This is a genomic window from Streptomyces sp. R35 (assembly GCF_041053035.1).
GTDB lineage: Bacteria > Actinomycetota > Actinomycetes > Streptomycetales > Streptomycetaceae > Streptomyces > Streptomyces lutosisoli.
The window spans coordinates 10,944,081-10,967,984 of sequence record NZ_CP163440.1 but is presented as its reverse complement, the minus strand read 5'-3'; the positions used below and the strand labels follow the sequence as shown (position 1 = coordinate 10,967,984).

Below are 23,904 nucleotides of genomic sequence, written 5' to 3'. Positions count from 1 at the left end.
GCACTCCACATGATGCGTCATCGGAAAAGGATCGAACATCACGGCGTTCCACTCCCCTCAACTCACTCCAGGCGCCTCCAGTCGCTGTCTGCCGGCGTCCGATTCTCATCGCACCGCCTCATACCTCAGCCGTTGTCAGAGGCATGGGAAAAGATCAACCCACCAGACAACGCCTCACGACGACAGGGGGCGCCTTGGACGAAGATGTCATTCTGTGGCGCGGGGCCGGTTTCGGGCCAGGCGGTCGAGCGAGGCGACAGCCATCAGCCACTCTATGAACAAGCAGCGACTTTATGCCTGCGAGGTCCGAGGTCGCAGGCACGTTGAACGCCACCAACGGGAACTCGTCACTGAAGCCCTCGCCGCCCAGCCCGAACGGCGACAATCGCTCATGCACAGCCTGCGCGCTCGGTCCGAGCGGTCCGGCGGGCACCGGAAGGACTCGGATCGTGCAGTTGCCGGAGGCTTCCACGCGTTCCACCGCCCAGTGCCGGCCCTCGGCATCCGTGGTGAATCGGACGACGTCGCCTTCGGCCACCCCCTCCTGGAGCAGCGGGACGTTCTGCACCTGCGCGGCGTCCTCGCTGAGCAAGGCGGCCCAAGTCCCTCGGTGTCCTGAGGAAGCCAGCCTTCAGCGTCCGTGCTGGTGGAGGTGATCTACTCGGCGGCCAGTCGGCGCTGTTCGGCGTCCCAGTCCGCGAACTCCCGCAGCGGCCGGGGGCCTCCGCCCATGAGGACGGTCCGGTACCAAGGCCTTGCGCCCAGCAACTGGAGACTGGTGCCGCTCCCATCGCTGTACGGGGTCCCGAAGATCTTCTTGATCTCCTCGTGCCAGTGCTTGTTGGTGTCGAGGTACCGTGTGATCCACTCGCACTCCCCGGCGGGTTTGTCCAGCGGGTGGCGCAGGACCTCCGGCTGGTACGCCTCCGGGAAGCGGGCCACGATCTCGCCGTAGTCGACCAGGTCGGCATCCGCTGCGGGCCCTGCGGCCTGCGGTGGCGCGAGACCAGCCGCTTGATGTTGCGGGCGGTGCGGGCGGAGTCGGCGGACCAGTCGAGATCACCGCCGCCGTCGTACAGGCCGTCCAGCAGTTCCTGCGCGTACGGGGTTGTTCCTCCAGCAGCGCGTTGGCGGCCGCGACGTCCAGGCAGGGCAGCTCCGCGACGCCGGAGTCGATCCCCCAGGGCAGTAAGTCGGGGACCGGCTGGACCACTGGTGCGGCCCGTTGAACACGAAGAACGTTCCCGGGTGCCACCGCTTCCACGTGTCGCGCGGCACGTCGTTGATGGCCTCTCCGTTGACGATGGTCTGCGCGACGTCCTTGAACGTGCAAGCAGGTCAACCGCCATTGGCAGCGCCCCCAGTGGCTGAGACCGGCCGGAGGCCGCCAGTTCAGGGTTTCCAGGTGTGCAGGATCACGGCGATTCTGGCGGCTGTGCAGCGGGGGGTGTTCAGTTCGTGGGCGAGCGCGGTGAGCTGTTCGCGGGTGGGGCTGACGGGGATGTTGCTGGCTTCGAGGTACATGACGGCGACAGCGCATGCGACGGTCAAGTTGGAGCGCTCCAGCCAGCGGCAGCGGCCCAGGGTGTGCACGAGGGCGGCGGCCCGCGCGTAGGGGCCGTCGTAGACGGGATGGTCGAGGAGTTCGCCGCGATGGCGGGCGACGGCGGCGACGGGCACACCGTAGTCGTCGACGCCCGGGTCGCGTTGCCCTGCCCGCTCGGCGGCTTCCAGGATCCAGGACTCGTCGATGTGCAGGATCACGCGGCAGTACCCGGCTGCTGGATGTAGGGCTGGTCGAGCTGCTGCTCCAGGTCGTCGAGGAAGGTGCCGTGCTCGTCGATCAGGCGTTGCGCGGCCGCCATGCCGGCGGCCCGGACGCCAGTGGTGTCCTCGATGATGAGGCGTTCGACGTACCGGTTGAAGTCCAGGCGCCGGGCGGCCGCAGCCGCTTTGCCTGCTTCGAGTACCTCCGGCTCCAGCCGGACCTGTGTCTGCTTCTTCGGAGAGGCCATAGCCTCTACGGTAGCAGGGTGGTAGCAGATTGGTTGAGTATCCAGCCGTCACTGGAGCGGGAGTCTGATCAGGGGGCGATCAGCCGAGGCCGAGGCGGCTGAGTGCGGTGGTCCAGTCGGTGACGATCGCCTGCTGGGCGGCGGCGAGGGTGACCTGGCCCTTGCAGACCACGGTGTGCAGCTTCGCCTCCACCGGGTCCTTCTTGTTGTTGCCCCCGAAACCCTTCCGGGGGCCCGGGCCAGCGAACTCCACCCACGGGTTGCGGTAGTCGTTGGGGTCACCACCAAGCTGCAGGCTGATCAGGTGACACCCGGGGTCGTCGATGAGTACCTGTTCCTGGCCGAGCGCAACAACCGCAACGGCGACCGCCCCTACCCGCCGACGACAGCCCGCCCGCGGCTGACGGACTTCGCCGCCGCCATCGACCTGCGCGACGACCAGGACCACCTGATCAAGATCTCCAAGACCCACACCTTCCGGCACACCAAGGCCACCAGCCTGCTCAACGCCGGCGTACCGCTGCACGTTGCCATGCGCTACATGGGCCACAAGACCCGGCGATGTTCCTGCACGACGCCCGCACTCTGTCCGCCACCGCCGAGCAGGAATTCCTGCCCTACAAGAAGATCACCGCCGACGGCCGGGCCTGCGAACGTGACCCCCGGGAGATATTCGAAGCCCTTGCCCTGGACCAGCGCACCGACCGGATCCTGCCCAACGGCTACTGCACCCTGCCGCCCCGACAAGCCTGCGACAAGGGCAACGCCTGCCTGTCCTGCACCAAGTTCGTCACCGACGCCACCTTCGCCGACGTACTCAAACAGCAGCGCGACGAGACCACGAACCTGATCGACTGCCGGCAGCGTGCCCACGCGCAGCGGTTCGGTGAGCCCATGACCGACGACAACATCTGGCTCAGCGGCCGAACCGAGGAAGTCGCCGCCCGCACCGGCGTCCTGCTCGCCATCGAACGGATCCGCCGCTCCGACGGCACCACCGTGCCGGTCCGCGGCGCCGGCGCTCCGCAGCGACGCCTCTCGCCCGACACCACCCAAAACACCGCGGAGGGCACATGAACCGAAGCGTCGAAGCCCTGACGACTGCCGCCCGCCGACGCCGAGAACGCGCAAAGAAAGCCGTCGAGAAGGCGCTGAAGGAAGCCCGCAAGACACGAAACCCCGTAAGCGTGACCTCGATTGCCAGGGCAGCTGACGTGTCCACCGACTTCATCTACCGGCGCCCTGTCCTGCGCCCGCAGGTCGAAGCCCTCCGCAGGGCACGACGCGATGCCGCCCCCGACGACGCCGGCCACCAACCCGACACCGAGGCAGCCGCCAGCATCCTGGTCCGCCGCCTCACTCAGCAACTCTCCACCGAGCGCCGCAAACACCGCGAAGACGTCGCCCAGTTGCAAGCCGCCCTCGCCGCGGCCCACGGTGAGGTCCTCACGCTTCGACGACAGCCCCAGAGCGGATTTATCAGTCAGCCATGAAGTCGTTCTCGACGGCCGGGGCGATGCGGGTGAGCCAGAACTCCGCCTCGTCCGGTCCCAGGACCCGATCAAGGTTGAGGGTGGGGATCATATTCTGGAAGACCCGGCCGACGCCCATGCCATAGTCTCCGTTCGGTGGGTGCAGTACCAGCACGCGGGTGCCATCGAGCGGCTTGATGTCGGCGGGCACCCCTTCCGGGTAGACGTAAGCACCATGGCCGTCGAAAAGGCGGAAACGGCGGAGCGCCGGATTATCGGGACCCAGGTACGGGTCGGCGTCCGTCGCCGCCTCGACCCACGGGCGGTCGGGGCGCACTCCTGAAACCATGCCTTGGTCGGAGTCGCCGATGAGCCGGTCTGCGAGCAGGGTGTGCAGCTGGAAGTTGTCCCCGACACCGCTCATCGTGAGGGCATACCCCCTACGCGCACGGGGGTTGAGGACCACCAGAGGCTCGTCGTCGAGGACGGCAGCCAGGTCTCTGACCCAGGCGGCGCGCTGCGACCGGTCGGCGACCGCTGCCGCGTACTCCCGCAGCTCGGCCTTGACCTCAGTGGGCACCGCTGCCCGGAAGGGACCGTGCCCCAAGACGGTGATCAGCGCCTTGAGCCAGTCCTCCATGTCGAACCAGGACATGGCGACCCGGGTCATGTCCTCCTTGTCCGGGCGCCCTTTCGGTCTGGCCAGGGTGACAAGAGCCTGCACCAGCTGCTTCGTACTGGCGCTCACCTGCTCCGGCAGCGGCCGCCCGGGAGCCGCATCGGCCCAGCATCCCGGGACCATATCGTTGAGCATCATCGCTTCCGCAGCGCGCTGTGGCAGCACGTTGGCCAGCGCCATTGGTGAACCGCCCCACTCGACGCACGCCCCCGCCAGGACGGCCGTCTTGGCGAAGTCGCCCGCCAAACCCGCCAACCACGGCGCAAGGGCCTCGACCGCGGCGGTCAAACTCGCGGGACCTCCCGCACGCGCGGTGTCCCCCAACCGCGACATAGCCAGCCGGTAGCCGCGAGCCGAACCAGACCTCATCTGCGCAACAAGCTCGTCAACGAGCTGGGGTATCTCCGAAGGCACGGCGGCACGCTAGCAGGGCCACAACCCCCGCTGCTCGGCCCGCCTGGCTGCTATCTCGGCTTGCCGTTGCTGCGCGTCGAAGGTGATCCTGCTGTTGCCGTGCTCGTCCTTGATGAGGTCGTCGCCGCCGAGCCGGAATGTGCCAGTGCGCTCGCCCGGTTCGATCAGTGTCGGTGGGCTGAAGTACGTCCAGTTGATGTCAGTCAACCTCTGCTCATGCGGTAATAACTTCGCTGGTCAGGACGTTGGCAGAGGAGATCGACGGCTGAGGCGCCGTCTGTGGGCCGGTGCTGTGCTGGCGTGAGCGCGGCACGCATAGGTCATGTCCCGCCGGGTGGTGCGAGCGATCATGCGCTTCACGTTCCGGCCTCGGCTCGCGACGCTCTCCCGGCCGGCGCGGCCCGCAAAACACACCGCTGGAACGGCGTGAGTATCCCCGTCGGCGGCCGTACCCGCCGCGACCTGCGAGTTTAGGGGTCCACGTTGCGCACGGTTGTCAAGTCCCGGGTTCTCGCGTCACGGGATCCAGTGGCATGACGCGTCGCGAGGGTCTGGGCGTAATGGACATATCCCCATTCCCTCCAGTCACAGGATGTGAATTCCCATGTCTCAGCGTTCTCGTTTCCAGCGTCTTGCCCTGCTCGCCGCCGTGACCACCACGGTCGCAGGGGGCGTGCTGGTGCCCGCCACGGCGTTCGCCGCACCCGCGGCATCACACACCGTTACCCATGACCGGAGTGATGCCTCTGTCACGCAATGGGTGGAAACCACCGACGCCCCGAGCGGCATCAAGATCCGCCTGCCCGGGAATCCGGCGACGAAGCAGCTCACCAAGGCAAAGGACGGTGCCGACGTTCGCGTCTACATGGTCAGGACCGACTCCGGCCCGCTCGCCTTCGAGGTCGTCGACGCGCCCGACGTCGGTCGGATGGACCTTGATGACGGCCTTCACGGCTTCGTGGACGGCTGGAACGAGGACGCCCACTCTGCGGGCTACAAGCTCACCAGTTCCGACGCCCGTCCGGCCACGGTCGACGGCCGCCCCGCCCTCGACGCGAATCTGTCCACCCGCGACGGCGACGCAGGCTCCATCCGCCTCGTCAAGGACGGCGACCACTGCATCGTGATCCTTGGCATCGGCCACAAGGGCCAGGAGAAGCCCATGGACGACATCTACCAACAGACCCTCACCAGCCTCCACATGCCGGACACCGGAGCGGCCCACGCGGCCTGACCGCTCAGGTGTTGGCTGATATGCCGCTGCAACGGCGCCCTGTCTCCGACACTCCGGAACAGGGCCGGCAGCGGTGGAGACGTGCACTGCAGTGAAGACCAAAGGCTCCAGCGGGGATTCAGAACGGAAGCTCGGGCCTGGCGGCTCCTCGCTTGATCGTCATGATCTGTTCGTGGAAGTCGCGCGTGGACCTTGCGTGGGCACCTGGCCCGTAGCTCCTTGTCCAGCTTGTCAGCGACTCAAAGCAGGGACGGGAGGGACTTGCGCTCGGCTTCCAGGGCTATGGTGCCCATGCCGATGGCTTCTTCGATCTCGCCCATGCGGGCGGCGGCAACTCCGATGTGAGGCGGGCTTCTGCGGCGCGCATGGGGGAGATCTCGGTGCCGTCGGGGCCGGTGCTGATGCGGATCACCGAGCGGGCATGGTTGGCGGCGCGCTCGTCATCTCCGAAGAGACGGTAGGCGTCCATCTCGTAGAACTCCCACTTGTCCGGGTCGATGATGAAGCGGTGTTCGGGGTGGTCGGGGCCTGGGGAGGCGGTCAAGTCTCGCGCGGCCGGCATCGAGGGAGTCTCGGACCAGGCGGGCGTCTCCCATGCGTGCGGCGGCGTGGGCCTTGTGAGCGTGGAGTTGGACGCCGACGGAGTACGTTTGGTCGGCCATATGTCCGGCTTCGACGGCGGTGAGCATGTCTGCCAACGGCTCTGGGTGAGGGCGAACCACGCCTCGATCTCCCATGCCCACGCCATCATCTCGCCGTGCCCGGCCTCCTCGCCGATCCGGAGTGCGGCGGCCTTGCTGAGGTTGGCGGCCTCGCGTTGGCCTCACTCGCGCGCAGGACGGCGATCGGCGAGCGCGGCGAAGACGTGGAAGGCGAGCCGACCGCCGGGGTCGTGGTGTCCAGGTTCTCGTGCAGCGCGGTGAAGCCGATGCCACGTGCTGGACAGACGATTTCGGAAGCCCGAGCTAAACCCCTTGCCCAATGGTCAAGAATCGTTGACCATTGCTCGCATGCCTACCGATGATCTTCCCGACACGTTTCACGTCACCACTGACGAGCAACTGCGCGCCGTCTCCAATCTCACGCGCCACCGGATCATGGCCGTGCTCCGCTTCGAGCCCGCGACGATCACGCAGATCGCCGAGCGAGTGGGCCTTGCGAAGGGGAGTTCCAGCTACCACGTACGGCTGCTGGAGCGGGCCGGCCTGGTGAAGGTGGTACGGACACGGAAGGTGCGGGGGGTCACCGAGCGGTACTACGCAATGGCCGCGCGGGCGATCGTGCTGCCGGATCCGGGCGAGGGAGGGCCGGATGTGCTGATGCGGCATGCGGTGGCGGACCTGGAGGCAGCGCCGGCGGAGGGCGAGCGGCACGTACGGATGGCGCATCTGCGGCTCACCGAGGAGCAGTTCGCGCAGCTGGGGGCGCGGCTGCAGGCGCTGGCGGACGAGTACCGGGAGCTGTCCGATCCGTCGCTGCCGGACGCGTCACTCGTCTTCGCACTGTTCCACCCGGCACCGCGCGAGCAGGCCGAGGAGGGCGCCAAGTGACCTCAGACGTTCGGAAGTTGCCGACCGGGTTCGGACGGCTGTGGACTGCGCAGACAGTGTCCTCGCTCGGTGACGGAGTCACGCACGCCGCACTGCCGCTGCTCGCGTTGACGTTGACGCGGGATCCGATGGCGCTCGCCGTCGTCACGGCCGCCGGGACACTGCCGTGGCTGCTCTTCGGGGTGCTCGGCGGTGCGCTGGTGGACCGCTGGGACCGTCGGCACACGATGTGGGTCGCGGACGCGGCGCGTGCGGTGCTGCTCGCGATACCGGCGGCAGCGGCCGCGCTCGACGTGCTGAGCATTCCGCTGCTCGCGGCCGTCGCCTTCCTGCTCGGCCTCGGCGGACTCTTCTTCGACACGGCCGCCACGGCCTATCTGCCGGATCTACTCGGCCGCGACCCCGCGCTCCTGGAGCGCGCCAACTCCCGCCTGCGCGGCACCCAGACCGCCATGTCCGGCTTCGCGGGGCCGCCTGCGGGCAGTGCGCTGCTCGCGCTCGGGCGGGCGGTACCGCTGCTCGCCGACGCGGTGTCGTTCATGCTCTCCGCACTGCTCGTACGGTCGTTGCCCGCCATGCCCCGGCCCGTGCCGGAGGTCCACGAGTCGCTGCTGCGGCAGGCGCGGGCCGGTGCCTCGTACGTCTTCCGGGACCGCTTGCTGCTCGGGCTCGCGCTCCGCCCGGCGGTCGGGAACATCGCCTTCCTCGCCGTGGAGACCGTCCTCGCCCTCTTCGCGCACGACCGCCTCGGCATCGACACCTACGGCTTCGGCCTGCTCCTCACGGCGGAGGCCACCGGCGGTCTGCTCGGCGCGGGCATCGCCTCCTTCCTCGGCCGACGACTCGGCACCGGCACCGCACTGACCTGCACAGCCGCAGTAGAGGGACTCGCCATCCTGGGCCTTGCCGCCGCCCCGAACCCGTACGTCGCCGGTCTCTCGCTCGCCGTCTGCGGAGCGGGCATGGGCGCCACGATGGTGCTCGGCCCCTCCCTCCGACAGTCGATCGTCCCCGCCCACCTGATGGGACGGGTCGCCTCCACCTCCCGCATGCTCGCCATGTGCGCCGCCCCGTTCGGCGCCTTCCTCGGCGGCTGGCTGGCCACCACCTACGACGTGCGCACCCCGCTCTACACCGCCGCCGGCCTCCTGCTCACCATGACCGCCGTCACGTCGACCATGACCAGCAACCGCCGGGTCCAGGCGGCACTGCGTGCCGCCGCACCGACCGATGACCCAGAACACCCGGCACCCTTGGATCCCGCTCAGGAGGGTGCCAATTAGGGGCTCCACGAGGCCGTTGAGCCAGTGCCAAGTGATCAGATCCGGAAGCCCTTCGGGGGTTGACCGAGTGTCAGGTGGATGTGGCGTTGAGGAGGGTCTCGGCCGCGGTGGTGCGGGCGTAGAGGACGGAGCGGCCGCAGCGATGGGCCGGGCGGTCCGACGTGGCGGCGCGGTTGATGAAGGCTGTGCGGGCGGCTGCGCCGCCCGGTAAAGGTTCTACACGCAGGTCTTGACAGGGAACGCACCCGGTCGGTGCAGAGCTTCGTCGTCAGCTGGACGCCGCAGCCGGCATCAACCTGCATAGGCGCCGGATCTCGACCTGGAGTCTGGCCAAACTGGCCGACTTCCTGGTCGCCGCAAGGTTGTCCCGTAACGACGGGGCGCAAGTGAGATGATCTCTCATGCTGTCAGTGTGCTCGCGACCACTGACAACGCCCGCGGCGGCCCAGTAACGCCCATCTGGACCTGCCCGGGCGGGCGGCGACCACCGGCGGGTGCTGGCGGTGCTGAGATTCCCGGAAGGAAACAGCTGACCCCGGGCGCTCGCCGAAGGCCCGGCCGACGCCGGGGCGGCGAAAAGGTTGGCGTGCGGGGCCGACGGAAGCGGGTAACGTCTGTGTCATGTTCTTCCAGACGCCGATTTACGAGTGAGAGCGTGATGGGCCCCTGCTGACGTCCTTCGACGTCGCCGCCCGTCCTCCACCGATGAACCCGTAGATCACTTCAATTCATTACCGGGAGAACCCGTGACCGTGAGCAAGAACATCAACAACCCCGTGGGGATGGGCGGCGGCCAGCGCAAGAAGCTGTCCCGCGCCGAACGGCAGAACAACGGTCCGTACCGCAACCTCGACCGCCAGGGTGCAGCCGACCAGAAGGCGGAGCTGGTGCGCAAGATGCGCGAGAAGGCGGGCGCAGCTGAGGGCGCCGGGCAGGCGGGCGACGACACCGCACAGAGCTGACGCACCGCCGCCGCAGGGCGGCACCGCACGGGGCAGGGCCCGGATCGCGACGCGCGGTCCGGGCCCTGCTGCCGTATCGGGGCTCTGCTGCCGTACCGGGCGCGGCCGGTCCCGCTCAGCTCTCGGCCGACCACCCGCGTCTCAGCTGACCACCCGGGGCAGCCGCAGATTCGGCAGCCCCGTCACCGCCACCACCCCGAGCTGCACCAGCAGCTCAGCGCGTTCCCCGTGCCCAGCCCGGGCGACACCGCAGCTAAAGCCTGCCCCGCATCGTTGAGGCGGGCGGCTGAGGGAGCGAGGGCTCGCCGCCTACCCTCGTGTCATGCAGCTGCCTCGGGATCCGTCGAACGTCACGCATGTCCTTGTGGCAGCCTTTCCGGCACGTCTTGCCGGTGCCGTGCAGAGCGTCTTGGCGGTCATGCCACGGGGCGGGACCGAAAGGACCCGGGACGACTATCCACGAAGGCTCCGAGGCTGAGATCACACCAGGCACGCCAAGATCATCTCACTCGTCAGTCATTGCGGGACAAGCCCGAGGTGGTGATCGACGACATCAGCCACGAGGGCCTGCGCATCCTGCTCCGCGGGGAAGGCGTCTCCTTTCAACGCATAATGACCTGGAAGACCTCCCACGACCCCAACTATGCCGCCAAGAAGGCCCGCGTCGAGCACCTCTACGCCATCGCCGACGGCGAGGTCATACCCGAGGGAGGCGAACCCGAAGTCATCTTCTGCATGGACGAGTTCGGCCCGCTCAAGCTCCAGTCCCACCCCGGGCGGCAGTGGGCCGAGCGCGGCGGCCGACACAAGGACCCCGACCGGGAACCCCGGCCCCGCCGACGGGTCACTTACACCCGCCCGCACGGGGTCCGGCACCTGTTCGCCGCCTACGACCTGGGCAAGGACAAGCTCTACGGCCATATCAAGCCGAGGAAGAACCGGACGAGGTTTCTGGGGTTCTGCCGCTACCTGCGCAGCCTCTACCTGCTCGAGATCCGTATTGCGATCGTGCTCCTGACCTTCGACCAGATCCGGCCCGCCTTGTAGGCGGAGGTGGCCCGCTTGGCGACGATGCCTTCGATGCCGTGCTTGTTTGCGCATTGACATCCTCCCCCTCTTAAAAGAGGGGGATTCCAACCCAGGGGGGTTGAGGTTCACGGGCGCTCGACCGCTGTGTGGGCGGTGTCGTCCCTCCGGCACCGGCTGAGCGCCGGGGGCGGGGAATGCCGCCCTGTCCTGCCGCGACGTTGGTTGATGCGTTGGTGTCCGCGTTGCAGGTGAAGCCACAGGAGGAGCAACAGAATTCGGCTTGGCTCTTGCGCGATTTCTTGTCGATCCATCCGCAGGCGCTGCATCGCAGGCTGGTGTAGGGAGCGGGGACGTCTTCGACACGACCGGGGGCTTTGTGCTCGGTGCGCTGCCGGAGCAGGCCCCAGCCTTGGGCGAGAATGGCCCGGTTCAGTCCGGCTTTCTGCCGCACGTTCTTGCCGGGCTGCTCGACGGTGCCCTTCGCCGAGCGGGTCATGTTCTTGATGTTGAGCTTCTCGAATCGCACCAGGTCGTAGGTGCGGGCGAGCATCGTGCTGGTCTTCTCGCACCAGTCCTTGCGTCGGTCCGATTCCCGGGCCTTGAGCCGTGCAGTCCTGGCGTACTCGGCCGTCTTCTGCACGCTGCCCTTGGGCGCGCGTGCGGCGCGCCGCTGGTGCTTGCGGACCTGTGCCCGTTCCCTGACCGTGAGCTGCGGGCAGTTCAGCTTCCGGCCGTCCGACAGCGCGGCCGTGATCGTCACGCCCCGGTCGATGCCGATGACTTCGCCCGTGCCGGGGGCGCCGAGTGGTTCGGGGATGACCGCGAAGGCGATGTGCCATTGGCCGTTGCGCCAGGTGACGCGGAACGTCTTCGCCTTCGGCAGATCACCTCGGGTGGGTCGAAAGCGGACCCAGCCGCAGCCGGGCACCTTCACCTGCGCCCACCGCCTGTTGAGCTTCTGCACCACCACCGAGCGGCCCATAACCTGCCTGCCGGTCTTCGCGTTGAGCTTCGGCGAGCCGTTCGGCTCAAACTCCGGCACGCGGTCGGTGCCGATGACCCGGAAGCCCTCGTGCACATGCTTCTTGCGCCACGTCGGCTCACCGAACCCGGACGTGAACCGGGCGTTCTTGGCCTGGGCGAAGTCCTTGAGTGCCTGCTGCTGAACATCCGCGCTCCCGGCACCCAGCCATTCGTTGTCGCGCCGGGCCTCGGTGAGCTGGCGGCACTGTTCCGCGAAACCCGGGGCGGCCTTGCGGCCCTTGGACCAGTGCGAGTGCTGCTCGACGGCCAGGTTCCACACGTACCGGGCGTGCGCGCAGTGGCCGAGCATGACGCTCTCCTGCGCGGGCGTCGGGTACAGACGGAATCTGGACATGGCCCCACTCTAGGGCCAGACTTGATGCATGATCAAGCTGAATCTTCGACTTCCGGATGACCTGTACGCCACGGCCAAGGTGCTTGCTTCCACAGACGATCGCTCCCTCAACTCATGGCTGGTGTCGCTCGTGCGACGTGCGGTTGAGGAAAGCGAACGCCGTTCCGCCCCGGGGGCGTAACGGCTGTCCCTGCCCTGCTCCGCAGGGGCTCGCATTCACCCCCGGCCTGAAGGCCGGGGCACCCTGCGAGGAGACAGGGTGGGTGTGTCCCGCACTGGTCGCGTCTCATTGAGTTGGATCAGCGCGGGATCCAATGTCCGCTGAGGCGGGCGTTCGTGTCGCTCTGCAGGGCTGCTGGAGGCCGCCCCCCTTGGGTGACGTGTCGAACCGGCGTGCTGTCACCTGCAGTTGCAGCTGGATGCGCTGCCTGGCCTTTCCCGGCGGACGCTGACACGCGAATACGGGCACGCGCCAAGGTGGCCCGGCCGGGGTCCGGGCCACCGTGGACCGATGGGATCAGGCGAGCTGCGGGGCGGGCGTCGCCGGAGCGGCCGCGACCTTGCGGGTCTCGCGCATCATCAGCAGGCCGTTGACCACCATCAGCGTCGCGGTCAGGCCGTGGACGCCGAGCGCGGTGGCCACGGAGCCGTGGTGGGCCAGCACGGTGGTCATGTCGCCGTACGCGGCGAGGGCCTCCACCAGCAGCACCCAGCCCAGCGCCCGGCGGTGGCCCGTCACCAGCAGGATGCCCAGGACCAGGGCCAAGACGACGTCGCGGATTCCCTTGATGATCAGGAAGCCGCCGCCGTCGCCGGACGGCCAGCTCGGCAGGCCGAAGCCCGGCGCCGTCGTCTCCGGGCTCAGGATGAAGTCCGTCCCGAACCAGAGGATGAAGAGGATGAAGGCGGCGGCCAGGACGGTGTTGATCTTCTTCAGCGACATTGTTCTTCTCCTTGCGAGTCTTGGTGAGCTGGTGAGTCGTATGGGGCGGGGGCGGCCGATGACGTGCCAGATGTCGTGTACCGGCGCGGGGAGGGCGGACAGGAGCGTGGCGCGCTCGGACGGGTTCGCGTCCTCCAGGACGAGGCCGAAGAGGGTGAGCCGGGTGAGCTTGGGCGTGTTGGCCACCAGGTGGTCTCCCAGGGAGGCCCATTCCTTTTCGGTGATGTGCTCGGCTTCGGTGATGTGCTCGGCCGCGAGCGGAAGGAGGGTGGCCTCCTCGTCTTCGAGGTGTTCGAGCAGGACTGCCCGGTGATCGGCGAGGGTCGCCACGAGGGTGTCGCGCTCGTCGGCTCCGGCGGTGGCCGCCCGCGCCGGGACCGCGGCGTCCAGCGTGGCCTCAACGCGCTCGTGCCGGGTCTGCATACGCAGGACGATGTCCGCCTCCGGATCGACCGGGCAGGAGCGGCGGCGTTCAGGCCGCCGCGCACCCGCCCGGACCATGTGCTGGGCGACAAGGGCTACGGCACCCGTGCTGTCCGTTTGCACCTGCGTGCCTGCGGGATCGGGCACACCATTTCCGAGCGGGCCGATCAGGTGGCCAACCGGGCCCGGCGGGGCCGAGCGGGCGGGTGCCGACCGGCTTTTGACTGCGAGCGCTACAAGCAGCGCAACGTGGTCGAGCGGTGCCTTGACCGCCTCAAGCAGTGGCGCGGGACCGCGGCCAGGTTTGACAAGACCGCCCAGTCCTAGCGGGCGGCCGTGCGCCTGGCCTCGCTGTAGATCTGGATCCGCACAGATTGAAGACAGGCCCTAGTAGCCATGATCCGCTGGACCGCCATCGGCCTCACGACCCGGCGCCGCCCGGGTGAGGATTTCCATGAGATGTCCGTCGGGGTCGTGGAAGTAAGTGCCCCTGCAGCCTTTGGTGCGCTTGCTGTGATAGATCTGCCCGATCTCTTGGCATGCGGGATCGCCGTAGTGGGTGATTCCACCGTGCTGGATGCGGGCGAGGGCGGCGTCGAACTCCTGCTCGCTGACCATGAACGCGTAGTGGTGTGGCTCAAAGTCGTCCAGCTGGTCGTAGTCCAGGCTGACCTGGTTGGCCAGTGTGACCGGCGTGAAGTGCGCCACCGGCGGCTCGACACTCAGGCCGAGGATCTCGGCCAGGAACTGCGCCGAGGCTTGCGGGTCACGGGCGGGGACGATGGTGTGATTCAGTTCCACGGCCATAGGGACTCCTTTTCAGGGACGGGGCGACGTGACTGCCCGGGGGGGCAGGTCTGCTCCGGCTGCCCGCCCCCGGCTACAGCTGCCGTGTCATACGTCGATCTGCTCGAAGATGTGCGGGTACGACACGATGTCGTCGGGGAACTCGGCCGCCATGCGCTGGAACTCCGGGTTGCCGAACGCCGTGGCGAGAGCCTCGGTCGACTCCCAGACCGCGACGTTCATCAGAAGCTGGCTGTCCGCCGTTCCCTTGTGCATCTGCAGGGAGACGAATCCCGGCTGAGCCTTCATGAACTCGGCCTGCCTCCGAAAGAGGGCCAGGAACGATTCAGCCCTCTCCTTCGGAACGAAGAAGGTGTTGGCCAGGACGATGGGCCCGGTCTTCTCCTTGAACTGCGCGAACATCGGCGTGTGCGGGTCGAGACTCTGCAGCTTGGCCATTTTCGGTACTTCCTCTCCGCTATCGGTCAGTGGGTGGCTCAGGTGAGGGAGGCGACCAGCAGGGTGAAGGCGGCGATGATGACGGCGACGCGGACGTAGTGGAAGCGGTTCCAGCGGTTCATCTGCTGCTTCCAGTCGGCGGGCCGGTTCTCAGGGGTCCACGTCTTGTTCCGGTTGTTGATCGGGACGAGCAGCAGGATCGACATGACCACGCTGAGGAGCAGCAGCGCGCCGGCGGTGACGACGAGGCCGGTGCCGGGGTGGTGCCGTCCGGCGACGGCCCAGACCGCGACGAGGACGAGCGAGCCGATGTACCAGACCGGCATCACGGCGCCGAGCATCCGGCCCCCGTGGGCGTGGCCGAGTTGGCCGCTGTCCTCGGGGAGCGCGTTGAGGATCGGGTTCATGACGAAGGCGACGGAGAACTCCACCCCCACCATCACGCCGACGACCACGGTGGTGACGACCTCGAGTGCGTTGAGCATGACGACCCCTCTCGGTATCTAGCATCGCTAGGTGATGAGGCAACGCTAGTACTACTGCCGCTTGATTGTCTAGCGGTGCTAGAATCGAATCATGTCGGTACAGGAACGCAAGGAGCGCGAACGGGCGGGCCGCGAACGCCTCATCGTGGCGACGGCCCGCGAACTCGCCGAGCAGCAGGGCTGGGACGCGGTCACCACCCGCCGGCTCGCTGAGCGCATCGAATACAGCCAGCCCGTCCTCTACAGCCACTTCCGCGGCAAACGGGAGATCATCGGCGCCGTCGCCTTGGATGGCGCGGCCGAGCTGGCCGCGGCGGTGCGCGCCGCGACCGCCGCCGCGGACGGCCCGCGCGAGCGGGTGTACGCCCTCGCCCGCGCCTACCTCGACTTCGCCGCACGCAACCCGGCGGTCTACGACGCCATCTTCCAGCTCGACGGCGGCCTCCCGTACGCACAGGAGGACACCCCGGAACCTCTCAAGGACGCTTTCGCCGCGCTGCTGGAGAGCCTCGGCGAGGTCGCCGGGGACGGCGTCGACCCGGGGCTGTTCACCGAGGTGTTCTGGGCGTCCCTGCACGGGGTGGCGACCCTGACCCGGTCGGGACGGCTGCCGCCGGAGGACACCGAGCCGAGGGTAAAGGTGCTGGTGGACCGGCTCGCCGTGGTCTGACGCACCCGTCCCGGCGGGCACGCGGCCGAGCTCCTCGGGCCCCGCCGCCTGCGTGCGGCATCGTTTCCGGTCACTCGCGCCCACACGGCGCGGCCGCAGATCGCCGGGCCCCGTACCCCAGACGGGGCACCCGCCCCGGAAGCTGCGATGCTCATTGATCACGACCCGATACGCGCCCTAACGCCGCGTCATTCGCCGGTGCCCTCGTCCTCCTCGTCGAGGTGGACGGTGGCCGGGTCACGCAATGGGCGCAGGCCCTCGCGTGGCGGGCGGGCGTTCCTCGGTATCCCGCTGATCACCGGGTTCCTGACCCGCAGGCTGGGCGAGAAGGCCCGGGGCCGGACCTGGTACAAGACGGAATTGATCCCCCGTATCGGGCCGTTCGCCCTGTACGGGCTGCTGTTCACGATCGTCGTGCTGTTCGCCCTGCAGGGTGAGGCGATCACCTCTCAGCCACTCGACGTGGTGCGGATCGCACTGCCGCTGCTGGTGTACTTCGCCCTCATGTGGGCCGGGTCCATGGCCCTCGGCAAGGCCGTCGGCGTGGGCAATCCGCGGGCGACCACGCTGGCCTTCACGGCCGCGGGCAACAACTTCGAACTCGCCCATCGCGGTGGCAATCGCCACCTTCGACGTGACCTCCAGTACTCGGCCAGCACCGTGCGGGTCAGCGCGCTCGCATCCCCAGCGAAACCCAATTGATCTAGCCCGCACAGCACCGAGGAATGGCCAAGCAAATCCCGCAGGACCAGGAGCGGTTCGGTCGTCGTCAGGTAGTGCGACAGGGCCGCGTCGGCGTCGCTGCCGGCGGCGGACAGCCGCGCGGCCTGCTCGTAGAACCCGGCCACCAGCCGTTCCATCGTGGCCATCGCGAAGGTGAGCTGGCAGCAGTGCGGATGCACGTGCGGGAAGCGCGGCCCGAACCGTTCGCGGATCCGGCGCGCCGTCCGCTCGAACCCCGTGGACCAGGCGGTGAACGGACCCCCGTCGGACCGCACGGCCAGCAACATCGAACCGCCGTCGGGGGCCACCAGGCGGCGGCGCTCGGCCGGCCGCAGCGTATGCCACTGCACGCGCCGCCCGTTGACCTGGCCTCCGCGGCTGTCCATCTCGCTCACGAAGAGCGGGGCACCCCACCGCTTCGGAGGCCGCCACGCCGAGCCTTCGCAGGCCAGCATGCGTTCCATGGAGAGGTAGGAGTGCACGCGGGCAAGCGCACCGCACGAGGTCCAGGTGACACGAACCTGCTGCCCTTGGTGATCACCTCAGGCAGGGGGAACGCGATCGGCATCAGCCGTGGAGTCGAAGGCAGCGGCGGAATCTCGCAGACCAGCAGGTAGGAGAACTCCTGCAGCCGTGGGCCAGAAGACATCACGAGCTCACCCACCGCGCCGTTGCGCGCCAGATGGCGTCCGCGGTACCGGCCCGGCCCCTCGCCCTCGCTCCCATCTGGCCGCAGCCCCGCCAAGCCGTTGACGAACGTGGCCGCGAAGTCGTCTTCCAGGTACTTGATCGTCACGTGGGCCTTCGGAACCCGACGCCGGGCCTGATTGACCAGGACTTCACGGACGGTCTCGGCGTAGAGCATCACCGCCTGCTGATAGGTGAACGGCACCGCCGTGGCGTACTGCTCGGCCATCGCCCACCGGTAGAACATCCCCAGCACGCTCATGTGCTGGTTCCAGGTGACCGCCCCCAGCCGCTGCTTGGGGTCACCCGTGGCCCGGTCCACCGCGTACGTACTCAGCATCATATTGATCACGGGCTGACCGGTTCACTTCACCCACCGAGATCTGGCACGGCTGTGTAAACAGAGGCCGTCTGTGCCGGCCCGGCGGCACCGGTCGTTCCACGCGAGGTCGGGCCAGGCCGTTGTGACTACTGTTAGTGTCCCGGTTTGACCAACGCAGACATCGGCGGATCCCATACATGGGCGATGGATCTGTCGGGCTCCCAGCCGTAGCGTCGTAGCTCTTCTGCCTCGTCCAGCTGTCCGGCACCTGCCAGCCAGTGTGCCGCCCACCGCAGTGCCCCAGCGTCGCCTGCATCAGCGGCGCGCTCCACCCAGGTCAGGGCTTCGTCCAGCCGGTCAGCCTCCGCCAGCCGTTCGGCCGCCCACTCCAGGGCCTTAATGTCGCCGGCGTCCACGGCGCGCTCCACCCAGGTCAGGGCCTCGTCGAGCCGGTCGGAAGCCGCCAGCCGTTCGGCCGCCCACCGCAGGGCCTCGGTGCCGCCAGCCCGCTCGTACCAGGTCAGAGCCTCGTCCAACCGGTCAGCCTCCGCCAGCCGTTCGGCCGCCCTGGACGCAATCCTCGCCGCCGCCGAAGCAACGGGCTTCGCCATGTCGTGCGAGGAACGCACCGGCTGCCTGCTCGCCACCCTGGCCGCCTCCAAACCCGGCGGGCATCTCGTGGAACTCGGCACAGGAGTCGGCGCAGGCGCGGCCTGGCTCCTGCATGGCATGCAACCGGACGCCCGCCTCCTCAGCATCGAGGGGGACGAAGCCGTCCAGGCCATCGCCACCAATCATCTCGCCACCGACCCCCGCGTCACCTTCGAGACAACCGACGCAGACCAGTGGCTGGACACCTACGACGGCCCACGCCTCGCGCTCGTCCACGTCGACTGCGGCCCGGGCACGTTCCACCGCCTTCAAGACCTGATCGACCTACTGGAGCCCGGCGGGCTCTACATCGTCGACGACCTGCTCCCGCAGACCACCTGGCCCCCCAGCCACCAGCACCGCGTCGACACCCTCCTCGCACACCTGCCCGAAGTCCCCAACTTGCGTGCCACGCCGATGAGATGGGCCTCCGGGCTGCTGCTCGGCGCCCGCACGTAAAGGTCTAAAGTGGGCGGCATGTCCACCCCTGAACTCATCCGCATCGTCTCCCGCGACTCGCCCATGGCTCTCGCCCAGGTGGAGCGCGTGCGCAGCGAACTCGCCGCGCTCCACCCGCACATCCGCACCGAAGTCGTGCCCGTGAAGACGACCGGCGACAAGTGGATGGGGGACCTCGCCCAGGTCGAGGGCAAGGGCGCGTTCACCAAGGAAGTCGACGCCGCCCTCCTCGCCGGCGATGCAGACCTTGCGGTGCACTGCGTCAAGGACGTGCCCGCCGACCGACCCCTGCCGGCCGGAACCATCTTCGCCGCGTTCCTCGAGCGCGACGACATCCGCGACGCCCTCGTCCATCCCGCAGGACTCACCCTCGACGACCTGCCCCAGGGCACACGGATCGGCACCTCCTCCGTACGCCGCATCGCCCAACTCGCCGCCTCACACCCGCACCTGGACTGCGTCCCCATCCGCGGCAACGCCAACCGCCGTCTGGACAAGCTCGCCGCGGGCGACGCCGATGCCCTGCTCCTGGCCGTCTCCGGCCTGCAACGCATCAACCGCCCGGACGTGATCACGGAGATCCTGCCGGCAGAGGTGATGATGCCGCCCATCGGCGCCGGCATCCTCGCCCTCCAGTGCCGCGAGAACGACACCGACCTGATCGACACCGTCAGCGGACTCGGCCACCCCGACACCTACCGCGAAGCCACCGCCGAACGCATGTTCCTCCACGTCCTCCAAGGCCACTGCAACTCACCCATCGCCGGATACGCCAAGGCCGAACGCAATGGCGAACTGTCCCTGCGCGCCTGCGTGTTCACCCCCGACGGCAAGACCGTCCTCAACGCCCACGAATGGGCGGGCCCCCTCGACCCCCCGACCCTGGGCACCTCCGTCGCCGTCGCCCTCCTCCGTCAGGGCGCCCGCACACTGATCGACTCCATCGCCCACTAGTTGTGATTGCGTGACGGACGTGGCGGCCGCAGTGCCGCGGCGACCGCTCAGAGGTGGCCGTCCAGGAACTCCCGCACCTCGGTGATGGTCATAGGCCCCGTGCCGTGCGCCATCACCTTTCCCTCCTTCAGCAGGACGTAGGACGGGGCTCCGGTGATTCCGTATCGCTTGGTTGCGGACGGACAGCGCGTGATGTCGGTGCGGACGGCCGTCAGGCGGCCGGTGTACTCGTCTGCGATGTCACCCACGACGAGGTCCATCGCCCGGCAGGGCTCGATTGCCTTGGGCCATGTCCCGGTGAAGTATGCGAGGACCGGGACTCCGCTCATCCCGAGGATGAAATCGAACTCCGCGTCCTCACGGGGTTGGTGAACCTGCTTCGCCATGGAAGCTCCAGACCTCGCGTTCCGTCATTCCATCCCCATCATCCCCCGCGCGGTGCGGCAGGCTGAGTCCGGTCGGTCGTCTGGCTGACCGATGGGCGCGTGAGAGAGTTGCGGTTCTGACCGGCGCGGTTGGGGTGATCGGCCTGTGGGGGGCGTTGTTGTCCATGCGTGTTCATCCTGCGCGGCCTGGTGATCCGGGCCGGATCGGCCCGTACCGGCTCATCGGCCGACTGGGTTCGGGTGGCATGGGAACGGTCCATGCGGCCCTGGATCCCGGCGGGCGGCGGGTGGCGGTCAACGTCGTCCACCCGGCGCAGGCCGGCGACGAGGAGTTCCGGGCCCGGTTCAAGCGGGAAGTCGAGGTGTCCCGGCGGGTCACAGGGCCCTGTCTGGTGGCGCTGCTCGCTGCGGACCCCGCTGCGCCCGTTCCCTGGCTGGCCACCCCGTACGTGCCCGGCCTCACGCTCGGCGAGCACATCGCCGCGCACGGCCCGCTGTCCGGGGCCGGCTGTACGCCCTGGCGGTCGGGACCGCAGCCGCGCTGGCGGCCGTCCACGCAGCGGGGGTGGTGCACCGCGATGTGAAGCCGGGGAACGTCATCCTGGCGCCGGACGGGCCGCGGGTGCTGGACTTCGGCATCGCCCACGCCCTGGACGGCACCTCGGTCACCCGGACCGGCTGATGACCGGCACCGCGGGCTGGATCAGCCCCGAGGGCTACCGCACCGGCGCTGTGGGGCCGGCCGGGGACGTCTTCGCCTGGGGAGCACTGGTCGCCTACGCCGCCACCGGACGGCTGCCCTTCGGCACCGGCGCACCGGACGCGGTCGCGGTTCGGGTGATGTCCGCCGACCCCGACCTTGCCGGGATCCCCGACGACCTCCTGGCCCTGGTGACGTCCGCACTGGCCAAAACCCCGGAAGAGCGGCCCACGGCCGCCGCGCTGGCCGGGCAGTGCACGGGGCTGCTCGCCGCCCAGAACACCCAGGTCCTGCAGCCGGGGGCCGAGGCGCCGACCCTGGTGGGTGACTTGGTGATGGCCGGATGGGAGGGCCTGCCGGCCGCCGAGGACGACCCGGCCTGGACCCTGGCCCGGCGCCGGGTCGCCCGCCGCCGCACCTGGCTCGTTGCCGCGGCCGCCGTCACAGGGTTCGCCGTGGCCGCCGCCAGCGCCTACCTGATCGCAGAACAGAACCAAGACGGGCAGCGGGGCAGCACGCGGGCCGGGGCGGGCACAACGGCCTCCGCCGCGGCCTCCCCCGGCGAACGATCGGGAGCGGTGACCGCCTCTCCGGCAGCAGGCACCCCGGAAGCCGGGCAAGAGGAGAAGACCCCGGCGGCGACCGTGTCCGCCACGTGCCTGCCGGTCACCTACAAAATGCCCGAGGGCCCGGCGGGCTGCGAATCCAAGAAGGACATCTGCGCCGTCGGCTCCGCGTCCTACGTCAAGGACATCGACAGCCTGTGCGGCGGCCCGCCCGCCCTGCAGACGGTCAACATCATCTCCGAGCCGTCCACCGGCGGAGACCCAGGTGTCCTGTACTGCGTGGCCTGGACCGGCAGCGGCAGCGGCACCTCGCGTGACGCCGTGCTGCTGATGAACGCCCCCGGCTACCAGTGCGGCGCCGACCTGGTGAATCCCGCAGGCACGGATGTACTGGGGGACTACGCGGTCGTCTTCTACGACACCGAGCAGGACTGCACACCCCTGTACCCCGGAACCCGCCTGACCTACCCCGCCGTCCTGGACTACAGCAGCCTCGGCGACCAGGAACCCCCGAAGTACGTCTGCCTCACCGAACACGTCGGCGCCTGACCCACAGGCGCTGAGGAAGAACCGTACGAGGTTCCGGGCGTCCCGACTCGGCGAAACATTTTCGAGTCGCTGCGGAGGCTGGCTTCCACCAAGCCATCAAAAACAGATGCTCTTAACGGCAGGGAAAGTCGCGGCGTACTCCAGCACAACCAACCGTCTCTTTGGTGAGTCGTACTGGGCGGCGTGAGGGCGCGTACGCCGGTGCCGTATGGGTGTTCCGCTCTGGGTCCGCCGGTGTCATGGCCAAGGGCTCCATCTCCTTCGGCGCCCGCACTCTCGGCACGGTCGCGAGCGGTGCCTGGCTCGGCGACGCGTTCCCGCGCTGATGCCCCGCCACCCCCCCCACGCGCCTTCTTCTCCGCCTACGTCAGGACAACCATGGCTTCCCGTTCCCTTCCCCGGCGCCGCAGACGGCTCGTCCTCGCCACCGGTATCGCCCTGGTCAGCGGTGCCGTGCTGGCTCCCGTCGTCAGCGCCGCCACCCCGGCCGCGACGACCGCCACCACGCCCAGCACCAAGCGCCTGCACGACGACTTCAACGGCGACGGCTACCCCGACCTGGCGATCGGCGCGCCGGGCACCATGTTGAACGGGCAGGCGAAGGCGGGGGCCGTCAGCGTGCTGTACGGCTCGTCCAGCGGGCTGTCGACCTCGCGCAAGCAGGTGCTGACCTGGTCGAGCCGGTCGACGACGCTGCCACAGACGCGCTACGGCAGCGACCTGCAGAGCGGCGACCTCGACCGGGACGGCTACGCCGACCTGCTGTCGCTCGTGGACATGTCGCCGATCAGCGGCTACGACGGACGTTTCCTGGCCGTCAACTGGGGCGGCCCCAAGGGGCTGTCCGCCACGCCGATCCTGCTGAGGAACGTGCCGGCGAACTCCCGCGGCTCCTTCGTGGTCGCCGACGTCGACGGGGACAAGAAGCCGGACGTGGTGGCGTCGGGCGACGACTACGGCGACGAGAACACGCCGGGCGAGGGCTCGGTGCTGCACGGTCCATTCCAGCGGAACGGCGCCAGCGCGGGGACGACCCGGTTCACCCTCGTCGCCCCCGGCGAGGAGTGGTACGCCATCGCGATGGCCGCCGGTGACGTGACCGGTGACGGCATCGCCGATCTGGCCGTCAGCGCCAGGCAGCAGGACGGCGAGATCGGTACCGGTGGGGTCGCCCTGATGGTGGGCGGTCCTTCCGGGTTCACGTACAAGGGCCTCCTCAAGGACGCCCAGGGCCGGCTCATCCGCGGCGAGGACGTCGAGATCGGCGACCTCGACAAGGACGGTCACGCCGAGATCGTCGTCGGCCACTCCGTCGACGGCACCGACTACGACGTCGGCCTCCCGGTCAAGGGCGGTGCGATCGCCGTCGTCCACGGCGGCCCGAACGGCGTGTCCACCACCCGCAAGCCGGTGTGGATCAACCAGGACACCGCGGGCGTACCGGGCGTCGGGGAGTGGCGTGACGGCATGGGCTCGGGCCTGTCGATCGGCGACACCAACGGCGACGGCTACCCCGACGTGGTGACCGGCCTGCCCGGCGAGGACTTCGACGGCCTCACCGACGCCGGCACCGTGCTCGTGCTGCGCGGCAGCGTGAACGGTCTGACCACCACCGGCATCAAGTCGTTCAGCCAGAACACCGCCGGGATACCCGGCACCGCCGAGAAGCTGGACCGTTTCGGCAGCGAGACCGCCCTCGTCGACGCCAACGGCGACAAGAAGGACGGCCTGGTCGTCGGCGACTGGGCGGAGAACGCGAACAACGGTGCCGCGTGGGTCTTCTCGGCGACCTCCAGCGGCATCACCGCGAGCGGTTCCTTCTCGTTCGGCCCGTCCACCATGGGCCTGCCCGCGACCGGGGCCCTGTTCGGAGCCTCGGTGGCCGACTGACGGCGACCACATCCCCGTACGAGCGCAAGCCTCTACCCACACATCATGGGAGAGCGACATGACGAGCCCGCCGCAACGCGCGGGACTACGAACGCCTCATGACCCACGCCGAAGCACACATCCAGTGGGCCTCTCGTTTTCGCGGTTTCGGCGGGTGAGGCGGCGGGTCATGAGGGTGATGCCCGTCCTGGCCTCCCTCGCGGCAGCCGCCTGACGATCCCTCCGGCTGCCGTTC

29 protein-coding genes and 6 pseudogenes are annotated in these 23,904 nt (G+C 68.8%); 18 read left to right on the top strand and 17 right to left on the bottom strand.

Going from position 1 to position 23,904, the window contains the following annotated elements; genetic code table 11:
• Nucleotides 1-280: 280 nt before the first annotated feature.
• Together AB5J50_RS49535 and AB5J50_RS49530 are read right to left on the bottom strand one after the other, a co-directional pair.
• Nucleotides 281-633: pseudogene (locus tag AB5J50_RS49535) on the bottom strand (DUF4265 domain-containing protein); the annotation flags it as partial.
• A gap of 24 nt (nucleotides 634-657) precedes the next feature.
• Nucleotides 658-942: a hypothetical protein gene (locus AB5J50_RS49530; RefSeq protein WP_369265061.1), complete on the bottom strand. Its 285-nt coding sequence runs from the start codon at nucleotides 940-942 to the stop codon at nucleotides 658-660.
• A 53-nt stretch (nucleotides 943-995) separates the two neighbouring features.
• Here AB5J50_RS49530 and AB5J50_RS49525 point away from each other — a divergent pair, with 53 nt between their 5' ends.
• Entirely contained in the window at nucleotides 996-1,229 is a 234-nt protein-coding gene (locus AB5J50_RS49525; RefSeq protein WP_369265060.1) for a hypothetical protein, read from the top strand.
• Nucleotides 1,230-1,392: 163 nt separating this feature from the next.
• On the opposite strand, the gene AB5J50_RS49520 is transcribed toward AB5J50_RS49525, so the two are convergent.
• From AB5J50_RS49520 to AB5J50_RS49510, 3 genes and pseudogenes are all read right to left on the bottom strand, one after another.
• Nucleotides 1,393-1,764, bottom strand: a complete 372-nt coding sequence (locus AB5J50_RS49520) for a fic family toxin-antitoxin system, toxin component (RefSeq protein ID WP_369265059.1) — start codon at nucleotides 1,762-1,764, stop codon at nucleotides 1,393-1,395.
• Nucleotides 1,761-2,015: a hypothetical protein gene (locus AB5J50_RS49515; protein ID WP_369265058.1), complete on the bottom strand. Its 255-nt coding sequence runs from the start codon at nucleotides 2,013-2,015 to the stop codon at nucleotides 1,761-1,763. Before AB5J50_RS49515 ends, AB5J50_RS49520 begins: the two co-directional genes overlap by 4 nt.
• Before the next feature lie 79 nt (nucleotides 2,016-2,094).
• A pseudogene (locus tag AB5J50_RS49510) lies at nucleotides 2,095-2,322 on the bottom strand (hypothetical protein); the annotation flags it as partial.
• Between AB5J50_RS49510 and AB5J50_RS49505 the strand changes: the two are divergent.
• From AB5J50_RS49505 to AB5J50_RS49495, 3 genes and pseudogenes are all read left to right on the top strand, one after another.
• Nucleotides 2,320-2,523: pseudogene (locus AB5J50_RS49505) on the top strand (hypothetical protein); the annotation flags it as partial. The pseudogenes AB5J50_RS49510 and AB5J50_RS49505 overlap by 3 nt on opposite strands.
• A gap of 53 nt (nucleotides 2,524-2,576) precedes the next feature.
• Nucleotides 2,577-3,092 carry a hypothetical protein gene (locus tag AB5J50_RS49500; protein WP_369265057.1) on the top strand — a complete coding sequence of 172 codons (516 nt, stop codon included), beginning with the start codon at nucleotides 2,577-2,579 and terminating at the stop codon, nucleotides 3,090-3,092.
• The gene (locus AB5J50_RS49495) at nucleotides 3,089-3,508 is read left to right on the top strand and encodes a hypothetical protein (protein ID WP_369265056.1); all 420 of its coding nucleotides are present in this window, start codon (nucleotides 3,089-3,091) and stop codon (nucleotides 3,506-3,508) included. The genes AB5J50_RS49500 and AB5J50_RS49495 overlap by 4 nt, the downstream gene beginning before the upstream one ends.
• On the opposite strand, the gene AB5J50_RS49490 is transcribed toward AB5J50_RS49495, so the two are convergent.
• Together AB5J50_RS49490 and AB5J50_RS49485 are read right to left on the bottom strand one after the other, a co-directional pair.
• A complete protein-coding gene (locus AB5J50_RS49490; RefSeq protein ID WP_369265055.1) occupies nucleotides 3,495-4,454 on the bottom strand; it encodes a hypothetical protein in 960 nt (319 codons plus the stop codon). The genes AB5J50_RS49495 and AB5J50_RS49490 overlap by 14 nt on opposite strands.
• A 135-nt stretch (nucleotides 4,455-4,589) precedes the next feature.
• Complete coding sequence (locus tag AB5J50_RS49485; RefSeq protein ID WP_369265054.1) at nucleotides 4,590-4,787, bottom strand: hypothetical protein; 198 nt, start codon at nucleotides 4,785-4,787, stop codon at nucleotides 4,590-4,592.
• Between the two features lie 397 nt (nucleotides 4,788-5,184).
• On the opposite strand from AB5J50_RS49485, the gene AB5J50_RS49480 reads away from it, so the two are divergent.
• Complete coding sequence (locus tag AB5J50_RS49480; protein WP_369265053.1) at nucleotides 5,185-5,814, top strand: hypothetical protein; 630 nt, start codon at nucleotides 5,185-5,187, stop codon at nucleotides 5,812-5,814.
• Between the two features lie 280 nt (nucleotides 5,815-6,094).
• Here the strand turns inward: AB5J50_RS49480 and AB5J50_RS49475 are convergent, their stop codons facing one another.
• Nucleotides 6,095-6,376, bottom strand: a complete 282-nt coding sequence (locus AB5J50_RS49475) for a hypothetical protein (RefSeq protein WP_369265052.1) — start codon at nucleotides 6,374-6,376, stop codon at nucleotides 6,095-6,097.
• A gap of 448 nt (nucleotides 6,377-6,824) precedes the next feature.
• Between AB5J50_RS49475 and AB5J50_RS49470 the strand changes: the two genes are divergently transcribed.
• From AB5J50_RS49470 to AB5J50_RS49455, 4 genes and pseudogenes are all read left to right on the top strand, one after another.
• Entirely contained in the window at nucleotides 6,825-7,364 is a 540-nt protein-coding gene (locus AB5J50_RS49470; RefSeq protein WP_369265051.1) for an ArsR/SmtB family transcription factor, read from the top strand.
• Complete coding sequence (locus tag AB5J50_RS49465; protein WP_369265050.1) at nucleotides 7,361-8,647, top strand: MFS transporter; 1,287 nt, start codon at nucleotides 7,361-7,363, stop codon at nucleotides 8,645-8,647. Before AB5J50_RS49470 ends, AB5J50_RS49465 begins: the two co-directional genes overlap by 4 nt.
• 746 nt (nucleotides 8,648-9,393) lie before the next feature.
• Nucleotides 9,394-9,609, top strand: a complete 216-nt coding sequence (locus tag AB5J50_RS49460; protein WP_183126857.1) for a DUF6243 family protein — start codon at nucleotides 9,394-9,396, stop codon at nucleotides 9,607-9,609.
• A gap of 519 nt (nucleotides 9,610-10,128) precedes the next feature.
• A pseudogene (locus AB5J50_RS49455) lies at nucleotides 10,129-10,620 on the top strand (IS630 family transposase); the annotation flags it as partial.
• A 106-nt stretch (nucleotides 10,621-10,726) separates the two neighbouring features.
• On the opposite strand, the gene AB5J50_RS49450 reads toward AB5J50_RS49455, so the two are convergent.
• Nucleotides 10,727-12,016 (bottom strand): RNA-guided endonuclease InsQ/TnpB family protein, encoded by a 1,290-nt coding sequence (locus tag AB5J50_RS49450; RefSeq protein ID WP_369254329.1) that lies wholly within the window; start codon nucleotides 12,014-12,016, stop codon nucleotides 10,727-10,729.
• 517 nt (nucleotides 12,017-12,533) lie between these two features.
• The gene (locus AB5J50_RS49445) at nucleotides 12,534-12,959 is read right to left on the bottom strand and encodes a DUF4267 domain-containing protein (RefSeq protein ID WP_369265732.1); all 426 of its coding nucleotides are present in this window, start codon (nucleotides 12,957-12,959) and stop codon (nucleotides 12,534-12,536) included.
• A gap of 480 nt (nucleotides 12,960-13,439) precedes the next feature.
• On the opposite strand from AB5J50_RS49445, the pseudogene AB5J50_RS49440 reads away from it, so the two are divergent.
• A pseudogene (locus AB5J50_RS49440) lies at nucleotides 13,440-13,706 on the top strand (transposase); the annotation flags it as partial.
• Between the two features lie 63 nt (nucleotides 13,707-13,769).
• Here AB5J50_RS49440 and AB5J50_RS49435 read toward each other — a convergent pair.
• The 3 genes from AB5J50_RS49435 to AB5J50_RS49425 all read right to left on the bottom strand — a co-directional run bounded on the left by AB5J50_RS49435 (nucleotide 13,770) and on the right by AB5J50_RS49425 (nucleotide 15,112).
• Nucleotides 13,770-14,189, bottom strand: coding sequence for a VOC family protein (locus tag AB5J50_RS49435; RefSeq protein ID WP_369265049.1), 420 nt, complete (start codon nucleotides 14,187-14,189; stop codon nucleotides 13,770-13,772).
• An 87-nt stretch (nucleotides 14,190-14,276) separates the two neighbouring features.
• Nucleotides 14,277-14,627, bottom strand: coding sequence for an antibiotic biosynthesis monooxygenase (locus AB5J50_RS49430; RefSeq protein ID WP_369265048.1), 351 nt, complete (start codon nucleotides 14,625-14,627; stop codon nucleotides 14,277-14,279).
• Nucleotides 14,628-14,665: 38 nt separating this feature from the next.
• Nucleotides 14,666-15,112 (bottom strand): anthrone oxygenase family protein, encoded by a 447-nt coding sequence (locus tag AB5J50_RS49425; RefSeq protein WP_369265047.1) that lies wholly within the window; start codon nucleotides 15,110-15,112, stop codon nucleotides 14,666-14,668.
• 91 nt (nucleotides 15,113-15,203) lie between these two features.
• On the opposite strand from AB5J50_RS49425, the gene AB5J50_RS49420 reads away from it, so the two are divergent.
• Nucleotides 15,204-15,782: a TetR/AcrR family transcriptional regulator gene (locus tag AB5J50_RS49420; protein ID WP_369265046.1), complete on the top strand. Its 579-nt coding sequence runs from the start codon at nucleotides 15,204-15,206 to the stop codon at nucleotides 15,780-15,782.
• A gap of 188 nt (nucleotides 15,783-15,970) precedes the next feature.
• Here the strand turns inward: AB5J50_RS49420 and AB5J50_RS49415 are convergent, their stop codons facing one another.
• The gene (locus tag AB5J50_RS49415; RefSeq protein WP_369265773.1) at nucleotides 15,971-16,135 is read right to left on the bottom strand and encodes a hypothetical protein; all 165 of its coding nucleotides are present in this window, start codon (nucleotides 16,133-16,135) and stop codon (nucleotides 15,971-15,973) included.
• On the opposite strand from AB5J50_RS49415, the pseudogene AB5J50_RS49410 reads away from it, so the two are divergent.
• Nucleotides 16,059-16,413 (top strand): annotated as a pseudogene (locus tag AB5J50_RS49410) (arsenic resistance protein); the annotation flags it as partial. The gene AB5J50_RS49415 and the pseudogene AB5J50_RS49410 overlap by 77 nt on opposite strands.
• A 483-nt stretch (nucleotides 16,414-16,896) precedes the next feature.
• On the opposite strand, the gene AB5J50_RS49405 reads toward AB5J50_RS49410, so the two are convergent.
• Both AB5J50_RS49405 and AB5J50_RS49400 read right to left on the bottom strand, forming a co-directional pair.
• Entirely contained in the window at nucleotides 16,897-17,544 is a 648-nt protein-coding gene (locus AB5J50_RS49405) for a hypothetical protein (protein WP_369265045.1), read from the bottom strand.
• A 122-nt stretch (nucleotides 17,545-17,666) separates the two neighbouring features.
• The gene (locus AB5J50_RS49400) at nucleotides 17,667-18,050 is read right to left on the bottom strand and encodes a hypothetical protein (RefSeq protein ID WP_369265044.1); all 384 of its coding nucleotides are present in this window, start codon (nucleotides 18,048-18,050) and stop codon (nucleotides 17,667-17,669) included.
• Nucleotides 18,051-18,123: 73 nt separating this feature from the next.
• Here AB5J50_RS49400 and AB5J50_RS49395 point away from each other — a divergent pair, with 73 nt between their 5' ends.
• Both AB5J50_RS49395 and hemC read left to right on the top strand, forming a co-directional pair.
• A complete protein-coding gene (locus AB5J50_RS49395) occupies nucleotides 18,124-18,624 on the top strand; it encodes an O-methyltransferase (protein WP_369265043.1) in 501 nt (166 codons plus the stop codon).
• Nucleotides 18,625-18,642: 18 nt separating this feature from the next.
• Entirely contained in the window at nucleotides 18,643-19,578 is a 936-nt protein-coding gene (gene hemC, locus AB5J50_RS49390) for a hydroxymethylbilane synthase (RefSeq protein ID WP_327434599.1), read from the top strand.
• A 47-nt stretch (nucleotides 19,579-19,625) separates the two neighbouring features.
• Here the strand turns inward: hemC and AB5J50_RS49385 are convergent, their stop codons facing one another.
• Nucleotides 19,626-19,964 carry a thioredoxin family protein gene (locus AB5J50_RS49385; RefSeq protein WP_369265042.1) on the bottom strand — a complete coding sequence of 113 codons (339 nt, stop codon included), beginning with the start codon at nucleotides 19,962-19,964 and terminating at the stop codon, nucleotides 19,626-19,628.
• Nucleotides 19,965-20,349: 385 nt separating this feature from the next.
• Between AB5J50_RS49385 and AB5J50_RS49380 the strand changes: the two genes are divergently transcribed.
• From AB5J50_RS49380 to AB5J50_RS49365, 4 genes are all read left to right on the top strand, one after another.
• On the top strand, nucleotides 20,350-20,646 hold the full coding sequence (locus tag AB5J50_RS49380) for a phosphotransferase (RefSeq protein WP_369265731.1): 297 nt from the start codon (nucleotides 20,350-20,352) through the stop codon (nucleotides 20,644-20,646).
• Complete coding sequence (locus AB5J50_RS49375; RefSeq protein WP_369265041.1) at nucleotides 20,646-21,779, top strand: hypothetical protein; 1,134 nt, start codon at nucleotides 20,646-20,648, stop codon at nucleotides 21,777-21,779. Before AB5J50_RS49380 ends, AB5J50_RS49375 begins: the two co-directional genes overlap by 1 nt.
• Nucleotides 21,780-21,943: 164 nt before the next feature.
• Nucleotides 21,944-22,105 (top strand): hypothetical protein, encoded by a 162-nt coding sequence (locus AB5J50_RS49370; protein ID WP_369265040.1) that lies wholly within the window; start codon nucleotides 21,944-21,946, stop codon nucleotides 22,103-22,105.
• 52 nt (nucleotides 22,106-22,157) lie between these two features.
• Nucleotides 22,158-23,669, top strand: coding sequence for an FG-GAP-like repeat-containing protein (locus AB5J50_RS49365; RefSeq protein ID WP_369265039.1), 1,512 nt, complete (start codon nucleotides 22,158-22,160; stop codon nucleotides 23,667-23,669).
• Nucleotides 23,670-23,904: the final 235 nt, after the last annotated feature.